The 13,202-nt window shown below is 64.1% G+C and carries 12 protein-coding genes; 8 read left to right on the top strand and 4 right to left on the bottom strand.

Annotated elements, in window-relative coordinates; all coding sequences use genetic code 11:
- Window positions 1-37: 37 nt before the first annotated feature.
- The 4 genes from CHB75_RS06495 (at window position 38) to CHB75_RS06480 (ending at window position 2,991) form a co-directional block, all read left to right on the top strand.
- Window positions 38-769, top strand: a complete 732-nt coding sequence (locus CHB75_RS06495) for a precorrin-6A/cobalt-precorrin-6A reductase (protein ID WP_089269724.1) — start codon at window positions 38-40, stop codon at window positions 767-769.
- Window positions 736-1,383, top strand: coding sequence for a DNA-3-methyladenine glycosylase family protein (locus tag CHB75_RS06490; protein ID WP_089269723.1), 648 nt, complete (start codon window positions 736-738; stop codon window positions 1,381-1,383). The genes CHB75_RS06495 and CHB75_RS06490 overlap by 34 nt, the downstream gene beginning before the upstream one ends.
- Window positions 1,380-2,045 (top strand): alpha/beta hydrolase, encoded by a 666-nt coding sequence (locus CHB75_RS06485; RefSeq protein WP_089269722.1) that lies wholly within the window; start codon window positions 1,380-1,382, stop codon window positions 2,043-2,045. Before CHB75_RS06490 ends, CHB75_RS06485 begins: the two co-directional genes overlap by 4 nt.
- Window positions 2,046-2,406: 361 nt before the next feature.
- Entirely contained in the window at window positions 2,407-2,991 is a 585-nt protein-coding gene (locus CHB75_RS06480; RefSeq protein WP_089269721.1) for an HNH endonuclease, read from the top strand.
- 120 nt (window positions 2,992-3,111) lie between these two features.
- On the opposite strand, the gene CHB75_RS06475 is transcribed toward CHB75_RS06480, so the two are convergent.
- The 4 genes from CHB75_RS06475 to CHB75_RS06460 form a co-directional block, all read right to left on the bottom strand.
- A complete protein-coding gene (locus CHB75_RS06475) occupies window positions 3,112-3,627 on the bottom strand; it encodes a bactofilin family protein (RefSeq protein WP_089269720.1) in 516 nt (171 codons plus the stop codon).
- Window positions 3,617-4,924, bottom strand: a complete 1,308-nt coding sequence (locus CHB75_RS06470) for a M23 family metallopeptidase (RefSeq protein ID WP_089269719.1) — start codon at window positions 4,922-4,924, stop codon at window positions 3,617-3,619. Before CHB75_RS06470 ends, CHB75_RS06475 begins: the two co-directional genes overlap by 11 nt.
- A gap of 170 nt (window positions 4,925-5,094) precedes the next feature.
- A complete protein-coding gene (locus CHB75_RS06465) occupies window positions 5,095-5,907 on the bottom strand; it encodes a ferritin-like domain-containing protein (RefSeq protein ID WP_425439492.1) in 813 nt (270 codons plus the stop codon).
- Between the two features lie 38 nt (window positions 5,908-5,945).
- On the bottom strand, window positions 5,946-6,407 hold the full coding sequence (locus tag CHB75_RS06460) for a peroxiredoxin (RefSeq protein ID WP_089269717.1): 462 nt from the start codon (window positions 6,405-6,407) through the stop codon (window positions 5,946-5,948).
- A 137-nt stretch (window positions 6,408-6,544) separates the two neighbouring features.
- On the opposite strand from CHB75_RS06460, the gene CHB75_RS06455 reads away from it, so the two are divergent.
- The 4 genes from CHB75_RS06455 to CHB75_RS06440 all read left to right on the top strand — a co-directional run bounded on the left by CHB75_RS06455 (window position 6,545) and on the right by CHB75_RS06440 (window position 13,006).
- Window positions 6,545-9,808, top strand: a complete 3,264-nt coding sequence (locus CHB75_RS06455) for a YhdP family protein (RefSeq protein WP_089269716.1) — start codon at window positions 6,545-6,547, stop codon at window positions 9,806-9,808.
- A 24-nt stretch (window positions 9,809-9,832) separates the two neighbouring features.
- On the top strand, window positions 9,833-10,885 hold the full coding sequence (gene queA / locus CHB75_RS06450) for a tRNA preQ1(34) S-adenosylmethionine ribosyltransferase-isomerase QueA (protein ID WP_089269715.1): 1,053 nt from the start codon (window positions 9,833-9,835) through the stop codon (window positions 10,883-10,885).
- A 168-nt stretch (window positions 10,886-11,053) separates the two neighbouring features.
- Window positions 11,054-12,322 (top strand): MFS transporter, encoded by a 1,269-nt coding sequence (locus CHB75_RS06445; RefSeq protein WP_089269825.1) that lies wholly within the window; start codon window positions 11,054-11,056, stop codon window positions 12,320-12,322.
- Between the two features lie 108 nt (window positions 12,323-12,430).
- A complete protein-coding gene (locus CHB75_RS06440; protein WP_089269714.1) occupies window positions 12,431-13,006 on the top strand; it encodes a DUF924 family protein in 576 nt (191 codons plus the stop codon).
- The last annotated feature ends 196 nt before the right edge of the window (window positions 13,007-13,202 follow it).

Here is a 13,202-nt window from a genome sequence, read left to right as displayed (position 1 = left end):
TGTGGTCTGGGTGCGGTGGGGTCGCTATCACGGGGGTATGAAGGATTTGACGCAGGGCAAGGTTCTTATCGTGGGCGGCGCGACCGAGGCGCTTGCCCTTGCGCGGCGTGTTCCCGGCGCGACCGTCCTGCTGCCAGAGGCCGAGCGCGTGGCGCGGGACTGGGCGGGGCCTGTGCACCGGGGGGCGTTGGCGCCTGCGTGGTTGCGGGACCGGGGCATTGCGGCGGTGATCGAGGCGGCGCATCCCTGCGACAGTGCCACGGCAGCCATGGTCGCGGCGGCGTCGCGTGCGGCTGGTGTGCCGCATCTGCAGTTGGTTCGCCCGGAGTGGCGCCCCGGGCCGCGCGATACCTGGGTGCCGGTGCGGGATGTGGCGCAGGTGGTGGCCGTGGTGCCGCCCACGGCGCGGCTGTTCGTGACGGTCGGACGGGCGGAACTGCCGGGCCTGCGCGCCTTTCACGGAGAGGTCTTTGCCCGGGTCATCGGGCGCAAGACTGGCGTGTTTGCGCTGCGGCGGGGGCGGTTCGTGGCCGGCGTGGGGCCGTTTTCGGTGGCACAAGAGGTGGCACTGCTGCGCCGGTTGCGGATTGATTGGCTGGTGCTGCGCAATGCGGGCGGGCCGGGCGGTTGGCCCAAGCTGGCGGCGGCGCGGCAGCTGGGGGTGCCGGTTGTGATGGTGGCGCGGCCACGCAGGCCCGCGGGTCCGCGTGTCGCAACCATAGAGGAGGCCCTGAAATGGCTGAGCAAGAGACAGATATTGGCCGTGTGATCACCTCGGATGCCTGCGTGGCGGAAGGGGCGGATTGGCTGGCCGGGATCGAACCCCGGTTTGCGGCGGCGCTGGGGGCGACGGGGCCGCTGCCGCTGCGCCTGCGGGCGGACGGGTTTGGCCAGCTGTTGTCGGCGATCATCAGCCAGCAGGTGAGCGTCGCCAGCGCGCGCGCCATCTGGGGCAAGCTTGAGGCGGCGGGCATGGTCACCGGGGATGCGATCCTGTCGGTGAGCGAAGAGGATCTGCGCGCCTTGGGCCTGAGCCGGCAAAAGGCGCATTACGCCCATGCACTGGCAGAGGCAGGGCTGGATTTCGACGCGTTGCGCAGCGACCCGACGGCAGAGGTTGTGCGCAAGCTGACGGCGGTCAAGGGCATTGGCGTCTGGACGGCGGAAATCTATGCAATGTTTTCCTTGGGACGTGCGGATGTCTTTGCCCCCGGCGATCTGGCCTTGCAGGAAGGCGCGCGGTTGTTGTTCGATCTGCCCGAGCGGCCAAAGGACCGTGCGCTGCGCCAGATGGCCGAAGCCTGGAGCCCGTGGAGATCGGTTGCGGCACGCACGCTCTGGGCCTACTACCATGTGGTAAAACAACGAGAGGGGACCCTATGACGCGGGTTTTGCAGGCAGAACGGCGCGAGCCGGTATCGGGAGAGACGCGATCCTGCGTGGTTTTCCTGCACGGCTATGGCGCGAATGGCGCCGATCTTCTGGGTCTGGCCGATCCACTGGCAGAGCATCTGCCGGATACGCTGTTTGTGGCGCCCGATGCGCCCGAAGCCTGCGCCGGTGCGCCCTTCGGGTTTCAGTGGTTCCCGATTCCCTGGCTGGACCATTCCAGCGAGGAAGAGGCCGAGGCTGGCCTTATTCAGGCCTCTGTGGATCTGAACGCCTTTCTGGATGCGCTGATGGTGGACGAGGATCTGCTGCCGGAACAGGTGGTGCTGGTCGGATTTTCCCAAGGGTCGATGATGTCGCTGCATGTGGCGCCGCGTCGCGAAGATCCGGTGGCGGGGATCGTCGCCTTTTCGGGTCGGCTGCTGCAACCGGAACTGCTGGTCGACGAAGTTGTGAGCCGCCCGCCGGTCCTGCTGATCCATGGCGATGCAGACGAAGTGGTGCCGCCGCAGTCGCTGCCGCAAGCGGCCGAGGCGTTGCAGGAAGCCGGATTCAAGGAAATCTTTGGCCATATCATGAAGGGCACCGGCCACGGGATCGCGCCCGACGGGCTGTCAGTGGCGCTGGCCTTCATACGGGACAAATGCGGGTTGTGACCTGCGCCTGATATCTGGGGCGGGTTGGGGCGCTGCCCCCGCCGCCCTTTGGGCGAGACCCCCGGGATATATCGGGGCAGATGAAATGAGCGGGGCCTGGTTCGGATCAGGCCGCGCAGAGCCAGGCGCCGCCGTCGTTGCCGCAGCAGCGGCTGCGGGCGTATGGCAGCATCAGAGCCGTTGCCCCGGCGGATATGCCTGTCATATGGGCGTTACCTCTTGCACTTAATCCTTCGGGCGACACGCCATATTGCGGGGCTTGCCAGATACCTTCCGCGATATATAGTGATCTGAGGCTAGGGCAGGCTGTCCTGTTCTGGTGTCACGGAAACGGGCAGACAGTGCGGGAGAAGAGTCCTCCATGGATGGCGATTTCAGAACAGCATTTGTGCGGGAGCCGGGCGCTCTTCGACAACATCCGGCCCTTGTGCTGAATGCGGATTACCGGCCATTGTCGTATTATCCGCTGAGCCTTTGGCCCTGGCAGGAAGCGGTCAAGGCGGCCTTTCTGGACCGGGTCGACATCGTGGCGGAATATGACGAGGTGGTCCGAAGTCCGTCGATGACCCTGAGAATTCCCAGCGTTGTTGTCCTCAAAGATTACGTAAAACCCCAAAAGCGCGTGGCCTTCACGCGCTTTAATCTTTTTCTGCGGGATGAATTCGTCTGCCAATACTGTGGCGGCAAGGGCGATCTGACGTTTGATCACGTGGTGCCGCGCGCCGCTGGCGGGGTCACCAGTTGGGAAAATGTCGTGGCGGCCTGTTCGCCCTGCAATCTGCGCAAGGGGTCGAAAAGCCTGCGGCAGGCGGGCCTGTCCCTGCGCAAGCCACCGCGCCAGCCACGGGCGGAAGAGTTGCGCAACATGGGGCGGAAGTTCCCACCGAACCACCTGCACGACAGTTGGATGGATTTTCTTTATTGGGACGCCGAATTGCTGGCCTAGGTGCTGCGCGATTGGGCTTTCCGGACCTGCGACCGAACAATGCAGGATGCCGGAACACGAAAAAGCCGCCCCATGGGGCGGCTTTCGAATTTCAGGATCACAGGAAAATCTGCTGTGAAATCAGACGTCCTGCGCGGCCTTGGTCGGCGCGGGCTGCTGAGGGGCGCCGGTGGGCACCGGGCCGCGGCCCTTGCCGGAAAGCGGATCTTCCTGACGCTGAACCGAGCCTTCGAAATGGGCACCGGATTCGATGGCGATGGTCTTGTGAATGATGTCACCTTCGACGCGGGCGGTGGCGGTCAGGCGAACCTTGAGGCCGCGAACACGGCCCACGATGCGGCCATTCACGACAACATCGTCAGCGGTCACTTCGCCCTTGATCGTGGCGGTTTCACCAACGGTCAGCAGGTGCGCGCGAATATCGCCTTCGACGGTGCCTTCGACCTGAATGTCGCCGGTGGTCTTGAGATTGCCGGTGATGTGAAGATCACTGGACAGGACCGATGCCGGCGGCTTTGCCTTGGGGGCAGAGGGCTTGAAATCGCTCTGCGAGGGGCGAGGCATCTCGGGGGCTGCCGGTTTTGCGCTTTCGTCGGCCTTGTGACCGGGCTCATTGATCTTGCTTTTAGAAAACATCGTTTGCAGCCTTGATATAGATCATAGGATTGACGGCTTCACCACCGACGCGCACCTCATAGTGCAGATGCGTGCCAGTCGAGCGCCCTGAATTTCCCATATCACCGATACGATCCCCGCGCGAGACCCTTTGGCCGACCTTCACGCGGATTTTCGATTGATGGGCATAGCGTGTCTCGATCCCGAATTCGTGCTGGATCTTGACCAGACGACCGTAACCGGAGGACCAGCCGGCATGGGTGACGACGCCATCGGCGGTTGCATAGATCGGCGTGCCCATGGGGGCGGCGAAATCGGTGCCTGCGTGCATCCGGCCCCAGCGACGGCCAAAGCCCGAGGTAAAGCGGAACGCATCCTTGAGCGGCGTGGCAAAGGGCGCCTTTTGTGCGGCGATGCGATAAAGGTTCAGCCGGTCCATTTCGCCAAGGATATTATTGGCGCGCAGGGTATCGGCCGAAGAGGTGCTGCCCATGGTCGAGAGTGACAGCGGTGTGAGCGGTCCGCCCTGACCGGAATAGCCGCGGCGCACCTGATCGAGGATGCGGTCGGGGTCCATGCCTGCGGCGGTGAACATCTTGTCCAGCGGCTTGACCGAAACGGTCATCGCCTCTTCGAGCTGACGGAAGATGGTGTCGTTCTGATCTGCCATCTGGCGGATTTCGGAGGCCATTTCGTCGGCGCGTACCAGTGCGTCCTGCGCATCGGCGACGACCTGATCCCGTTCGGCAGCGGTGCGGGCAAGCGCATCGGCAAGGAAATCCATCGTGCTGTCGGTCTGCGCGGTACCGGCGCTGGCCAGTTCGGACGCTCCGTCGGCCTGCAGGGCCTCCATCTGTTCGGTCAGTTCGGCGCGCTTTTTCATGGTGTCGCGCAGGGTGGCCTGAACCACCTCGATGCCGGTTTCCATCTCGCTGCGGCGGGTTTCGGAATCGAGCAGTTGCGACTGCATGATCGAAACCTGCGCCAGTGCGGTGTTGAACCGGTCTTGTGCCGCGGCTGCTTCGGAGGCGCGGGCGTCGCGTTCATGGCTGAGGTCGTTGAGGCGTTGCTGATAGGTCTGCTGGTCGCGCTTGGCCTGTTCGCGGAAGTTACCGCCGCCGATGCTGTCCATCAGCAGGATGGCCGTGGCGATGATCGTCCAACCCAGGACGAGCGACCCACCGGCAAAGACAACGGCCTGTGTTTCTGATTTCAGACGGATAAATCTGGTGTCGGAATCCGACCGCAGAAAAAGCCGACGTTCTGGAAAGTAACGCTCTAGTAGCGCATGAGTTCTAATCGCGAGACGCGTTCTCACCAGTTTTGCCCCTTTTGCCGTCCCTGTTCCGACGCTCGGTTCCCCGTCCGGCGCCTTGCCAAGGGGCTTATCGGTCTGGTGACTTTTTCGCAACGATTTTGGCTCGGTGATTCGCGTCGGGCAGCGCAAAAGCGCCAAAGTGGCAAAAATCCGCCGATACGAAGGGGTTGTCAGTCGGCGGCACCCTCGGTCAGGGGCCAGTAGAAGTCAGGCGGCAGCCCGGCTTCGGCGCGCTTTTCTTCGTTGAAAGGAGGCTTGAGAAAGCCATGAAAGTGCTTGCGCACGAGATCGTGAAAGACCGGTTTCGGGTCTGCATTGTCCCGCCCACACAGGAAGTGGAACCATTTGGAGCCATAGGCCACATGAGCGACCTCTTCGCCATAGATCGTCTCCAGCGCCTCGACCGCCTGCGTTGCGCCGACCTTTTGGAACAGTGCAATCATGCCGGGGGTCACGTCCAGGCCGCGCGCCTCAAGCACCATGGGCACCACGGCCAGGCGGGCGTGCAGGTCTTCGGCGGTGTCTTCGGCGGCGCGCCACATGCCCGCGTGGGCCGGGAGGGCCCCATAAAAGCTGCCTTCAGCCTCGAGGCAGTCACTCATCAGGTTGAAATGCTTGGATTCTTCGTCTGCCGCCTTGACCCAGTCGTCATAGAACCCGGGCGGCATCGGGATATGCGCAAAGCGCGCGATGATGTCCCAATGCAAATCCACCGCATTCAGTTCGATATGCGCAACCGCGTGCAGCAGCGCGATCCGGCCCTGCGGGCTGCCGGGTTTGCGTTTCGGCATCTGGCGCGGGTCGAGCAGTTCTGGCTGATCCGGGCGGGCGGGTTGCATCGGGGGCGTGGCCTGTCCGATCGGCGGCAGGGTGCCAGCGGCGCGGGCGGCGAACCAGCGTGCGGCATGGGCGCGCGACAGCGCGGTCTTGGCACGGCCGTCGGCAGTGGTCAGAACCTCAACCGCCATGTCACAAAGCGTCATCGCGGGCGGGGGTGTTTGGGGGTTTGTCAAGGTAGGGATCACAGTGACTTGACGTAAGCCAGAACCTCCTCGGCATGGCCGGGGACCTTCACCTTGGGCCAGCTTTTGACGATTGTGCCGTCCGCGTCGATCACAAAGGTCGCGCGCTGGATCCCCATGAAGGTCTTTCCATACATGGACTTTTCTTTCCAGACACTGAACTTTTCGCAGACGTCCGAGTTTTCGTCCGAAAGCAGTGGCACGGTCAGAGCCTTCTTGGCCATGAACTTGTCGTGGCTCGCGATGCTGTCCTTCGAGATGCCAAAGACCTTGACCCCGAGGCCGTTGAATTCCGGCAACAGGGCGGAAAACGCCTCGTTCTCTTTTGTGCAGCCTGATGTATCGTCGCGTGGATAGAAGAACAGCACCACCGGCGACGGGCGCAGGGCAGAGAGTGTCACCTCGGCTCCGCCGGTCGCGGGCAGGGTGAAATCGGGGGCGGTTTGCAGCGCGTCGGTCATCGGGAGTTTCCTTGGAGTATTTTGAATTTGCAGCGTTTCGGCATAGAACGCGGATATACACGCAAGGGTCAGTATAACGCGATGGGATCAGGCTTCCAGTGACTGCGCCAGAAACACCGAACCCGCCGCGATCCCGTATGGGGCGCCGCCGAAAGGCGGGGCTGTGGCTGTTGCTGTCGCTGACGTTTTTTACGGCCACTGCTGCCGTGGCGATCTGGGCGGCCATCGGGCGGCCGCTGACCGCGCCGGACTGGCTGCACAACCGGATCGAGGCGCGGCTGGCCATGGCGGTGCCCGATCTGCAGATCCGTTTCGGCACCGTTGGCATGTTGGTGCAGCGCAACGGGCTGGCGCAGGTGATCCTGTCGGATGTGCGGGTGGCCACGGCGACCGGCGTGCCGATTGTCGAACTAAGCCAGGTCAGCGCCGGGTTCCGCCCCGGGGCGCTGTTGCAGCGCAAGATCGAGATGCGCGAGGCGCGGGTGTCGGGTGTCTTTGTCACGCTGCGGCGTGACCTGCAGGGGCGGCTGGGTCTGGCGCTGGGGCCGGCGTTTCAGCAAAGCGATGGCGGTATGCCGGATCTGCCCACGCTGATCGGGCAGGTGGATGATGCGCTGATGCGGCCTATGCTGGCCGGGTTGCGGTCGGTCGAGGTGGATGCACTGACCGTGCGGCTGGATGATGAGCGCGCGCATCGCGGCTGGACCGCCGATGGCGGCAGGCTGCAACTGGTGCGCGATGGCGGTCGGGTGCGGATGACGGCCGGGCTGGCGGTACTGGGGCGCGGTGACACGGCGGCGACGCTTGAGGTGAACGCCGCCAGCGATATCGGGCGGCGTGATCTGTCCTTCGGGCTGAACCTCAGCGATCTGCATTCCGAGGATATCGCGGTCCAGAGCCCGGCGCTGGCCTGGCTGCGGGCGTTGCAGGCGCCGATTTCGGGCGCGCTGCGCGGATCAATGGGCGCGGATGGCGCATTGGGTGAGCTGAATGCGACCCTTCAGATCGGCGCGGGCGCGTTGCAGCCCAATACCCGGACAAAGCCGATCCCGTTCAGCGGCGCGCGCACCTACTTCAGCTATGAGCCCGAGACCGCGACGCTAAGCTTCAACGAGATTTCCGTCGACAGCGAAGTCGGGCAGGTGACTGCCGACGGCACGGCGGTGATTCAGGGGCTGGATACCGGCTGGCCCAGTGCCATGCTGGGGCAGTTCACCCTGTCGCGGCTGGTTGCCAACCCCGGCAATCTGTTTGCGGACCCCGTGCATGTCGCGCGGGCCGAGACGGATTTCCGGCTTGAGCTCGAGCCATTCCGCCTGTCGGTCGGGCGGCTGCGGGTCGAGGCCACGCAAGAACCGATCTATCTGCGCGGATCGCTGGCGGCCGGCGAAGAAGGCTGGAACCTGTCGCTGGACGGGCAGTTGGCGCAAACCAATCCGCAGGAGGTCGCGGAATACTGGCCGCCGGTTCTGGCACCAAAGGCGCGCAAATGGTTTCTGGAACATGTCAAAAGTGGTCAGGTCAGCGATGCACAGTTCGCGCTGCGCAGCGAAAGGGGCGAAAAGCCGTCGCTCTACCTTGATTTCGCGTTTGACGAGGCGACGTCGCTGTTCGCGCGGACCCTGCCGCCGGTCACGGGTGGCTCCGGGCAGTTCACGCTGATCAATCACCGCCTGTCAGTGATGCTGGAACAGGGCACGATCACCCCGCCCGAGGGCGGACCGGTCGATGTCTCGGGCACCAGTTTCGCCATTGCCGATACGCGGATAAAACCGTCTCAGGGCCGGGTTGAGGTAAAGGCGCAGGGCGCAGTCACGGCGGCGCTTTCCTTCCTGGATCAGGAGCCGCTGAAGGTGATGCGGCGCGTCGGCAAGCCGGTCACGCTGGCCGATGGCATGGCCGATGTCACCGGGTTTCTGGAACTGCCGCTGCGCAAGGGCGTGCGCCTGCCGGACATGGATTTCGATTTTCACGGCAAGCTGAGCGATGTGTCGAGCGATGATGTGGTGCCGGGCCGCAGCGTCAGCGCGCAGGCGCTGGATGTGTCGGTCCAGCCGGATCAGTTGCGCATCGCGGGGCGGGCGCGGGTCGACGGGGTGCCCTTTGACGGCAGCTGGACCCAACCGCTGGGCGTGCCCGGCGCCACCAGCACGGTCGCGGGAACGGTCACGCTGAGCGCCGATGCCGCGCGTACCTTTGGCGTGGCCTTGCCGGAGGGGATGCTGAGCGGACAGGGGCCGGGCACGCTCGACATGCAGCTTGCCCGTGGCAAAGCGCCAGAATTCCGGCTGACCTCAAAACTGTCCGGTCTGGGTCTGGCGCTGCCCGCGATCGGCTGGCAACTGTCGCAGCGGGGCACAGGGAGTTTCGAGGTGGCAGGCACGCTGGGCGACGTGCCACGGGTCGACCGTCTGGCGCTGGACGCGCCGGGGCTGCGGACCGAGGGGCAGGTGGTGCTGAACGCCGACCGATCGCTGAACCGCATTGCTCTTTCGCGGGTCCGGGCGGGCGGCTGGCTGGATGCGCCGGTCACACTGACCGCGCGCGGACGCAATGCAACACCTGCCATCACCGTATCGGGCGGCAGGGTGGACCTGCGGTCGCTGCCTGCGCGGATGGGCGGCGGCGGTGCGGGCGGGTCCGGCGGGCCGATCACGGTCAGCTTCGACAAGGTGATCGTGACAAGCGGTATCGAACTGACCGGGATCAAGGGCGACTTTACCACGCAGGGTGGGTTTCAGGGCGATTTCACCGCCATGGCGGGCAAGAAGGCGCCGATTTCGGGGCAGATCAGGCCGCAGGCCGGGGGCAGTGCCGTTGTGATCACCGCGCCGAATGCGGGTCAGGTTCTGGCCGGGACCGGGCTGCTCAAGACGGTCAAGGGCGGTGCAATGACCCTGCGCCTGACCCCGGTGCCGGGGGCGGCGGGAAGCTATGATGGCCTGCTGGACATCCGGGAAGTGCGGCTTCAGAACGCGCCGGTCATCGGTTCGATCCTTGATGCCATCAGCATCGTCGGGCTGCTTGATCAGCTGAACGGCGTCGGGATCTATTTCACCGGTGTGAACGCCGATTTCCGCCTGACGCCGCAACAGCTGATCCTGCGCAGTTCCAGCGCGGCGGGGCCGTCGATGGGGATTTCGCTGGACGGGTACTACAACCTTGCCACCAAGGCGCTGGACATGCAGGGCGTAGTGTCGCCGATCTATATCCTGAACGGCATCGGCGCACTGCTGACCCGCAGGGGCGAAGGTCTGATCGGGTTCAACTTCAACATAACGGGAACAACCACAGTGCCGAGGGTTGCGGTCAACCCGCTTTCGGTGTTCACCCCCGGTATGTTCCGCGAGTTGTTCCGCCGTGCGCCACCAGAGCCCGGCAAGGTGCGGGCAACGCAATAGCCGATCTGACAGACAGGCCCGACGATGAAGTTACAGGATTTCGATTTCGATCTGCCCGAGCGGCTGATCGCCACCCGTCCCGCCAGCCCCCGGTCCTCGGCCCGTCTGCTGGTGGCGAGCGGCGATGTTATCACCGATGCGGTCGTGACCGACATAACCCGCTGGCTGCGCCCCGGCGACCGGCTGGTGCTGAATGACACGCGGGTCATACCGGCGCGGCTGTCCGGCGTGCGGCGGCGGGCTGGCCCCGAGGGCGAAACCGAGTCGCGCATCGAAGTGACATTGCTGGAACCGCGCGCAGACGGCTGCTGGGCGGCCCTGCTGAAGCCGCTCAAGCGGGTGCGCGACGGCGAGGTGATCACTTTTTCCGACGTGTTATCAGCGACTCTGGTCGCGCGTGATGATGGGCAGGGCCTGCTACGGTTCAACCTTACCGGGGATGATTTCGACGCCGCACTGGCGCAGGCCGGGGCGATGCCGCTGCCGCCCTATATCGCGGCGCGCCGCCCCGCGGATGAGCGTGACAAGGACGACTATCAAACCGTCTGGGCGCGCAATCCCGGGGCAGTTGCCGCCCCCACCGCGTCACTGCATTTCGACGCCGCGCTGCTGGCGGCGCTGGAACAGCATGGCGTGAAGTTCAGCCATGTGACACTGCATGTGGGCGCTGGAACGTTCCTACCGGTCAAGGTCGAAGATGTGACCACCCACCGCATGCATTCGGAATGGGGCGAGGTGTCGGAACAGGCCGCGCAGGAAATCATGGAGACCAAGGCCACAGGCGGGCGGATCATTCCCGTGGGCACCACGGCGCTGCGCCTGATTGAAACGGCGGCGCGCGACGGTTTTGGTCCGTGGCAGGGCGATACGGACATTTTTATCTATCCCGGGTTCGAATTTCGGGTGGCCGATGCGCTGATGACCAACTTTCACCTGCCGAAATCGACCTTGATGATGCTGGTTTCGGCGCTGATGGGGGCGGACCGCATCCGCAGGATCTATGCCCATGCCATCGCTCAGGAATACCGGTTCTTTTCCTACGGCGATGCATCGCTGCTGTTTCCCGAACGCGGCTAGGGCGGTTTCGGCGTGTCATCGCCGCCTTTGCGGGGCGGGCGCCACGGGTCATTGACACGGGGGGCATCAGGCGTGAAGAGGCCCGGGAATGTCGTTGGCAAGCGGGATTTTAACGGGTGCATGCGAGAGGATCGCAGAATAACCCGCCGATAGGTATTGGAGAGCGTCATGCTGCAAGTTCTGAGAAGCTCCTGGGCGTTGCTCCTGGGGATGCTGCTGCTGATGCTCGGCAATGGTCTGCAGGGTTCGCTTCTGGGCGTTCGCGGCGGGGCCGAAGGGTTTTCCGCCTTTCAGATGTCCATCGTCATGTCGGCCTATTTCGCGGGCTTTTTGTTCGCGTCGCGCATGACCCCCGCCATGATCCGCCGGGTCGGGCATGTGCGGGTCTTTGCGGCGCTGGGGTCGTTCATTTCGGCCGTGATCATCCTTTATCCGGCATGGCCAAACCCCTGGGTCTGGGCCATCGGCCGCGTCGCCATCGGGTTCTGTTTCTGCGGCGTCTACGTCACGGCGGAAAGCTGGCTGAACAATGCCGCCACCAACGAGAACCGCGGTCAGGCGCTGTCGCTTTACATGATTGTTCAGACTGTCGGCATCATCGCCGCGCAGGGCCTGCTGCTGATCCCGGATCCCAGCGGTTTTCTGCTGTTTGTGATCCCCTCGGTGCTTGTCTCGATCGCCTTTGCGCCGATCCTTCTGTCGATCAGCCCGACCCCGTCGTTCGAAACGACCAAGGGGATGAGCCTCGCGCAGCTATACAAGACCTCTCCGCTGGGCTGTGTCGGCATGTTCCTGCTGGGCGGCGTCTTCGCGGCGCAGTTCGGCATGTCAGCGGTCTATGGGACCGAGGCGGGGCTGAGCCTTGGGCAGATATCGCTTTTCGTGTCGTCGTTTTACGTCGGCGCGATGGTGATGCAGTATCCGCTGGGATACATGTCGGACCGTATGGACCGCCGTCATCTGGTGACGATTGTCGCGGCCATTGGGGGCGTTGCCGCCTGCGCGGCGGTGGTTCTGGCCGGTAATTATTACATCCTGCTCGGCGCGGCGTTTCTGATCGGCGGGGCGTCCAATCCGCTCTATTCGCTGCTCGCCGCCTATACCAATGACTTCCTCGCAACCGAGGATATGGCAAGCGCTTCGGCCGGGCTTTTGTTCATCAACGGGCTGGGGGCGATCACCGGCCCGCTGATCACCGGTTGGGCGATGCAGCAGGTCGGACCTGCGGGCTATTTCATCCTGATCGCGGTGCTGATGCTGACGCTGACCGCCTATGCCCTTTACCGCATGACACGCCGCCCGGCACCGGCAATGGATGGCACCAGCGCCATGGCGGTGCTGTCGCCCACGGGTTCGCCCGTTGCGATGGCCGTGGCGCAGGAATATGCAATCGAACAGGCCGAGGCAGCGGAAGAGGCGCGGGATGCCGCAGCCTGAGCCCTGAGTCTGTGACGTTCTGACACGAAAAGTTACTGTTCAATCAAAGTTCTGCAATTGTAACGTCAAATGGACATTGGCAGAGACTGATGAAGATGGAGGCCCAAAGTGACGCCCGAAGAGATTTTGACTTTCTGGCTCGATGAGGTTGGCGAGAGCGGCTGGTACAAGAGCGATCCGGAGCTAGATGCGACTGTACGCACCCGGTTCGAAGAAACATGGAAAGCCGCCATGGAAGGCCGCTTTGGTTTCTGGCTGACCTATCCCGGCGGTTCGCTGGCCTATACCATTCTCATGGACCAGTTTCCGCGCAACATGTTCCGCGGCTCGGGCGAAAGCTTTGCATCGGATCGCGTGGCGCTGGCCGTGGCGAAACAGGCCATCGGGCGTGGCTGGGACATGAAGATCGACGAACCGGCGCGACAGTTCTTTTACATGCCGCTGATGCATTCCGAAAACCTGAGCGATCAGGACCGCTGCATTCGCCTGATGAACGAACGTATGCCCGAATCCGGTGCCAACAACCTGCTGCACGCCCGCGCGCATCGCGAGGTCATCCGCCAGTTCGGCCGCTTCCCGACCCGCAGCGAGGCGCTGTCGCGTGGATTGACGCGCAACGAACAGGCTTATGTCGCCTCGGGTGGCTATGGGCGCACGTTCCGCGAATTGCAGGAAACCGCCTGAACCCTCGGCCCTCAACCGGCCCAGATTGAACCACCCGGGGGATGCGCCAGCCGTGCCCCGGGCAGGTGATCGGGGGCGGGACTGGCTACGCAAAGCTTTGACATGATGGTGGTTGGCGCCGGGCCGCGCGGCTATGTCGCCATCCGGGGCACGCAACGTGGCCTGCGCGCCGCCGACCCCCGCTGCTAAACCACGG

The sequence above is a fragment of the Puniceibacterium sediminis genome, from assembly GCF_900188035.1.
Classification (GTDB): Bacteria; Pseudomonadota; Alphaproteobacteria; order Rhodobacterales; family Rhodobacteraceae; genus Puniceibacterium; species Puniceibacterium sediminis.
The sequence above is the reverse complement of the archived record's forward strand: the minus strand, read 5'-3'. Positions and strand labels throughout refer to the sequence as shown.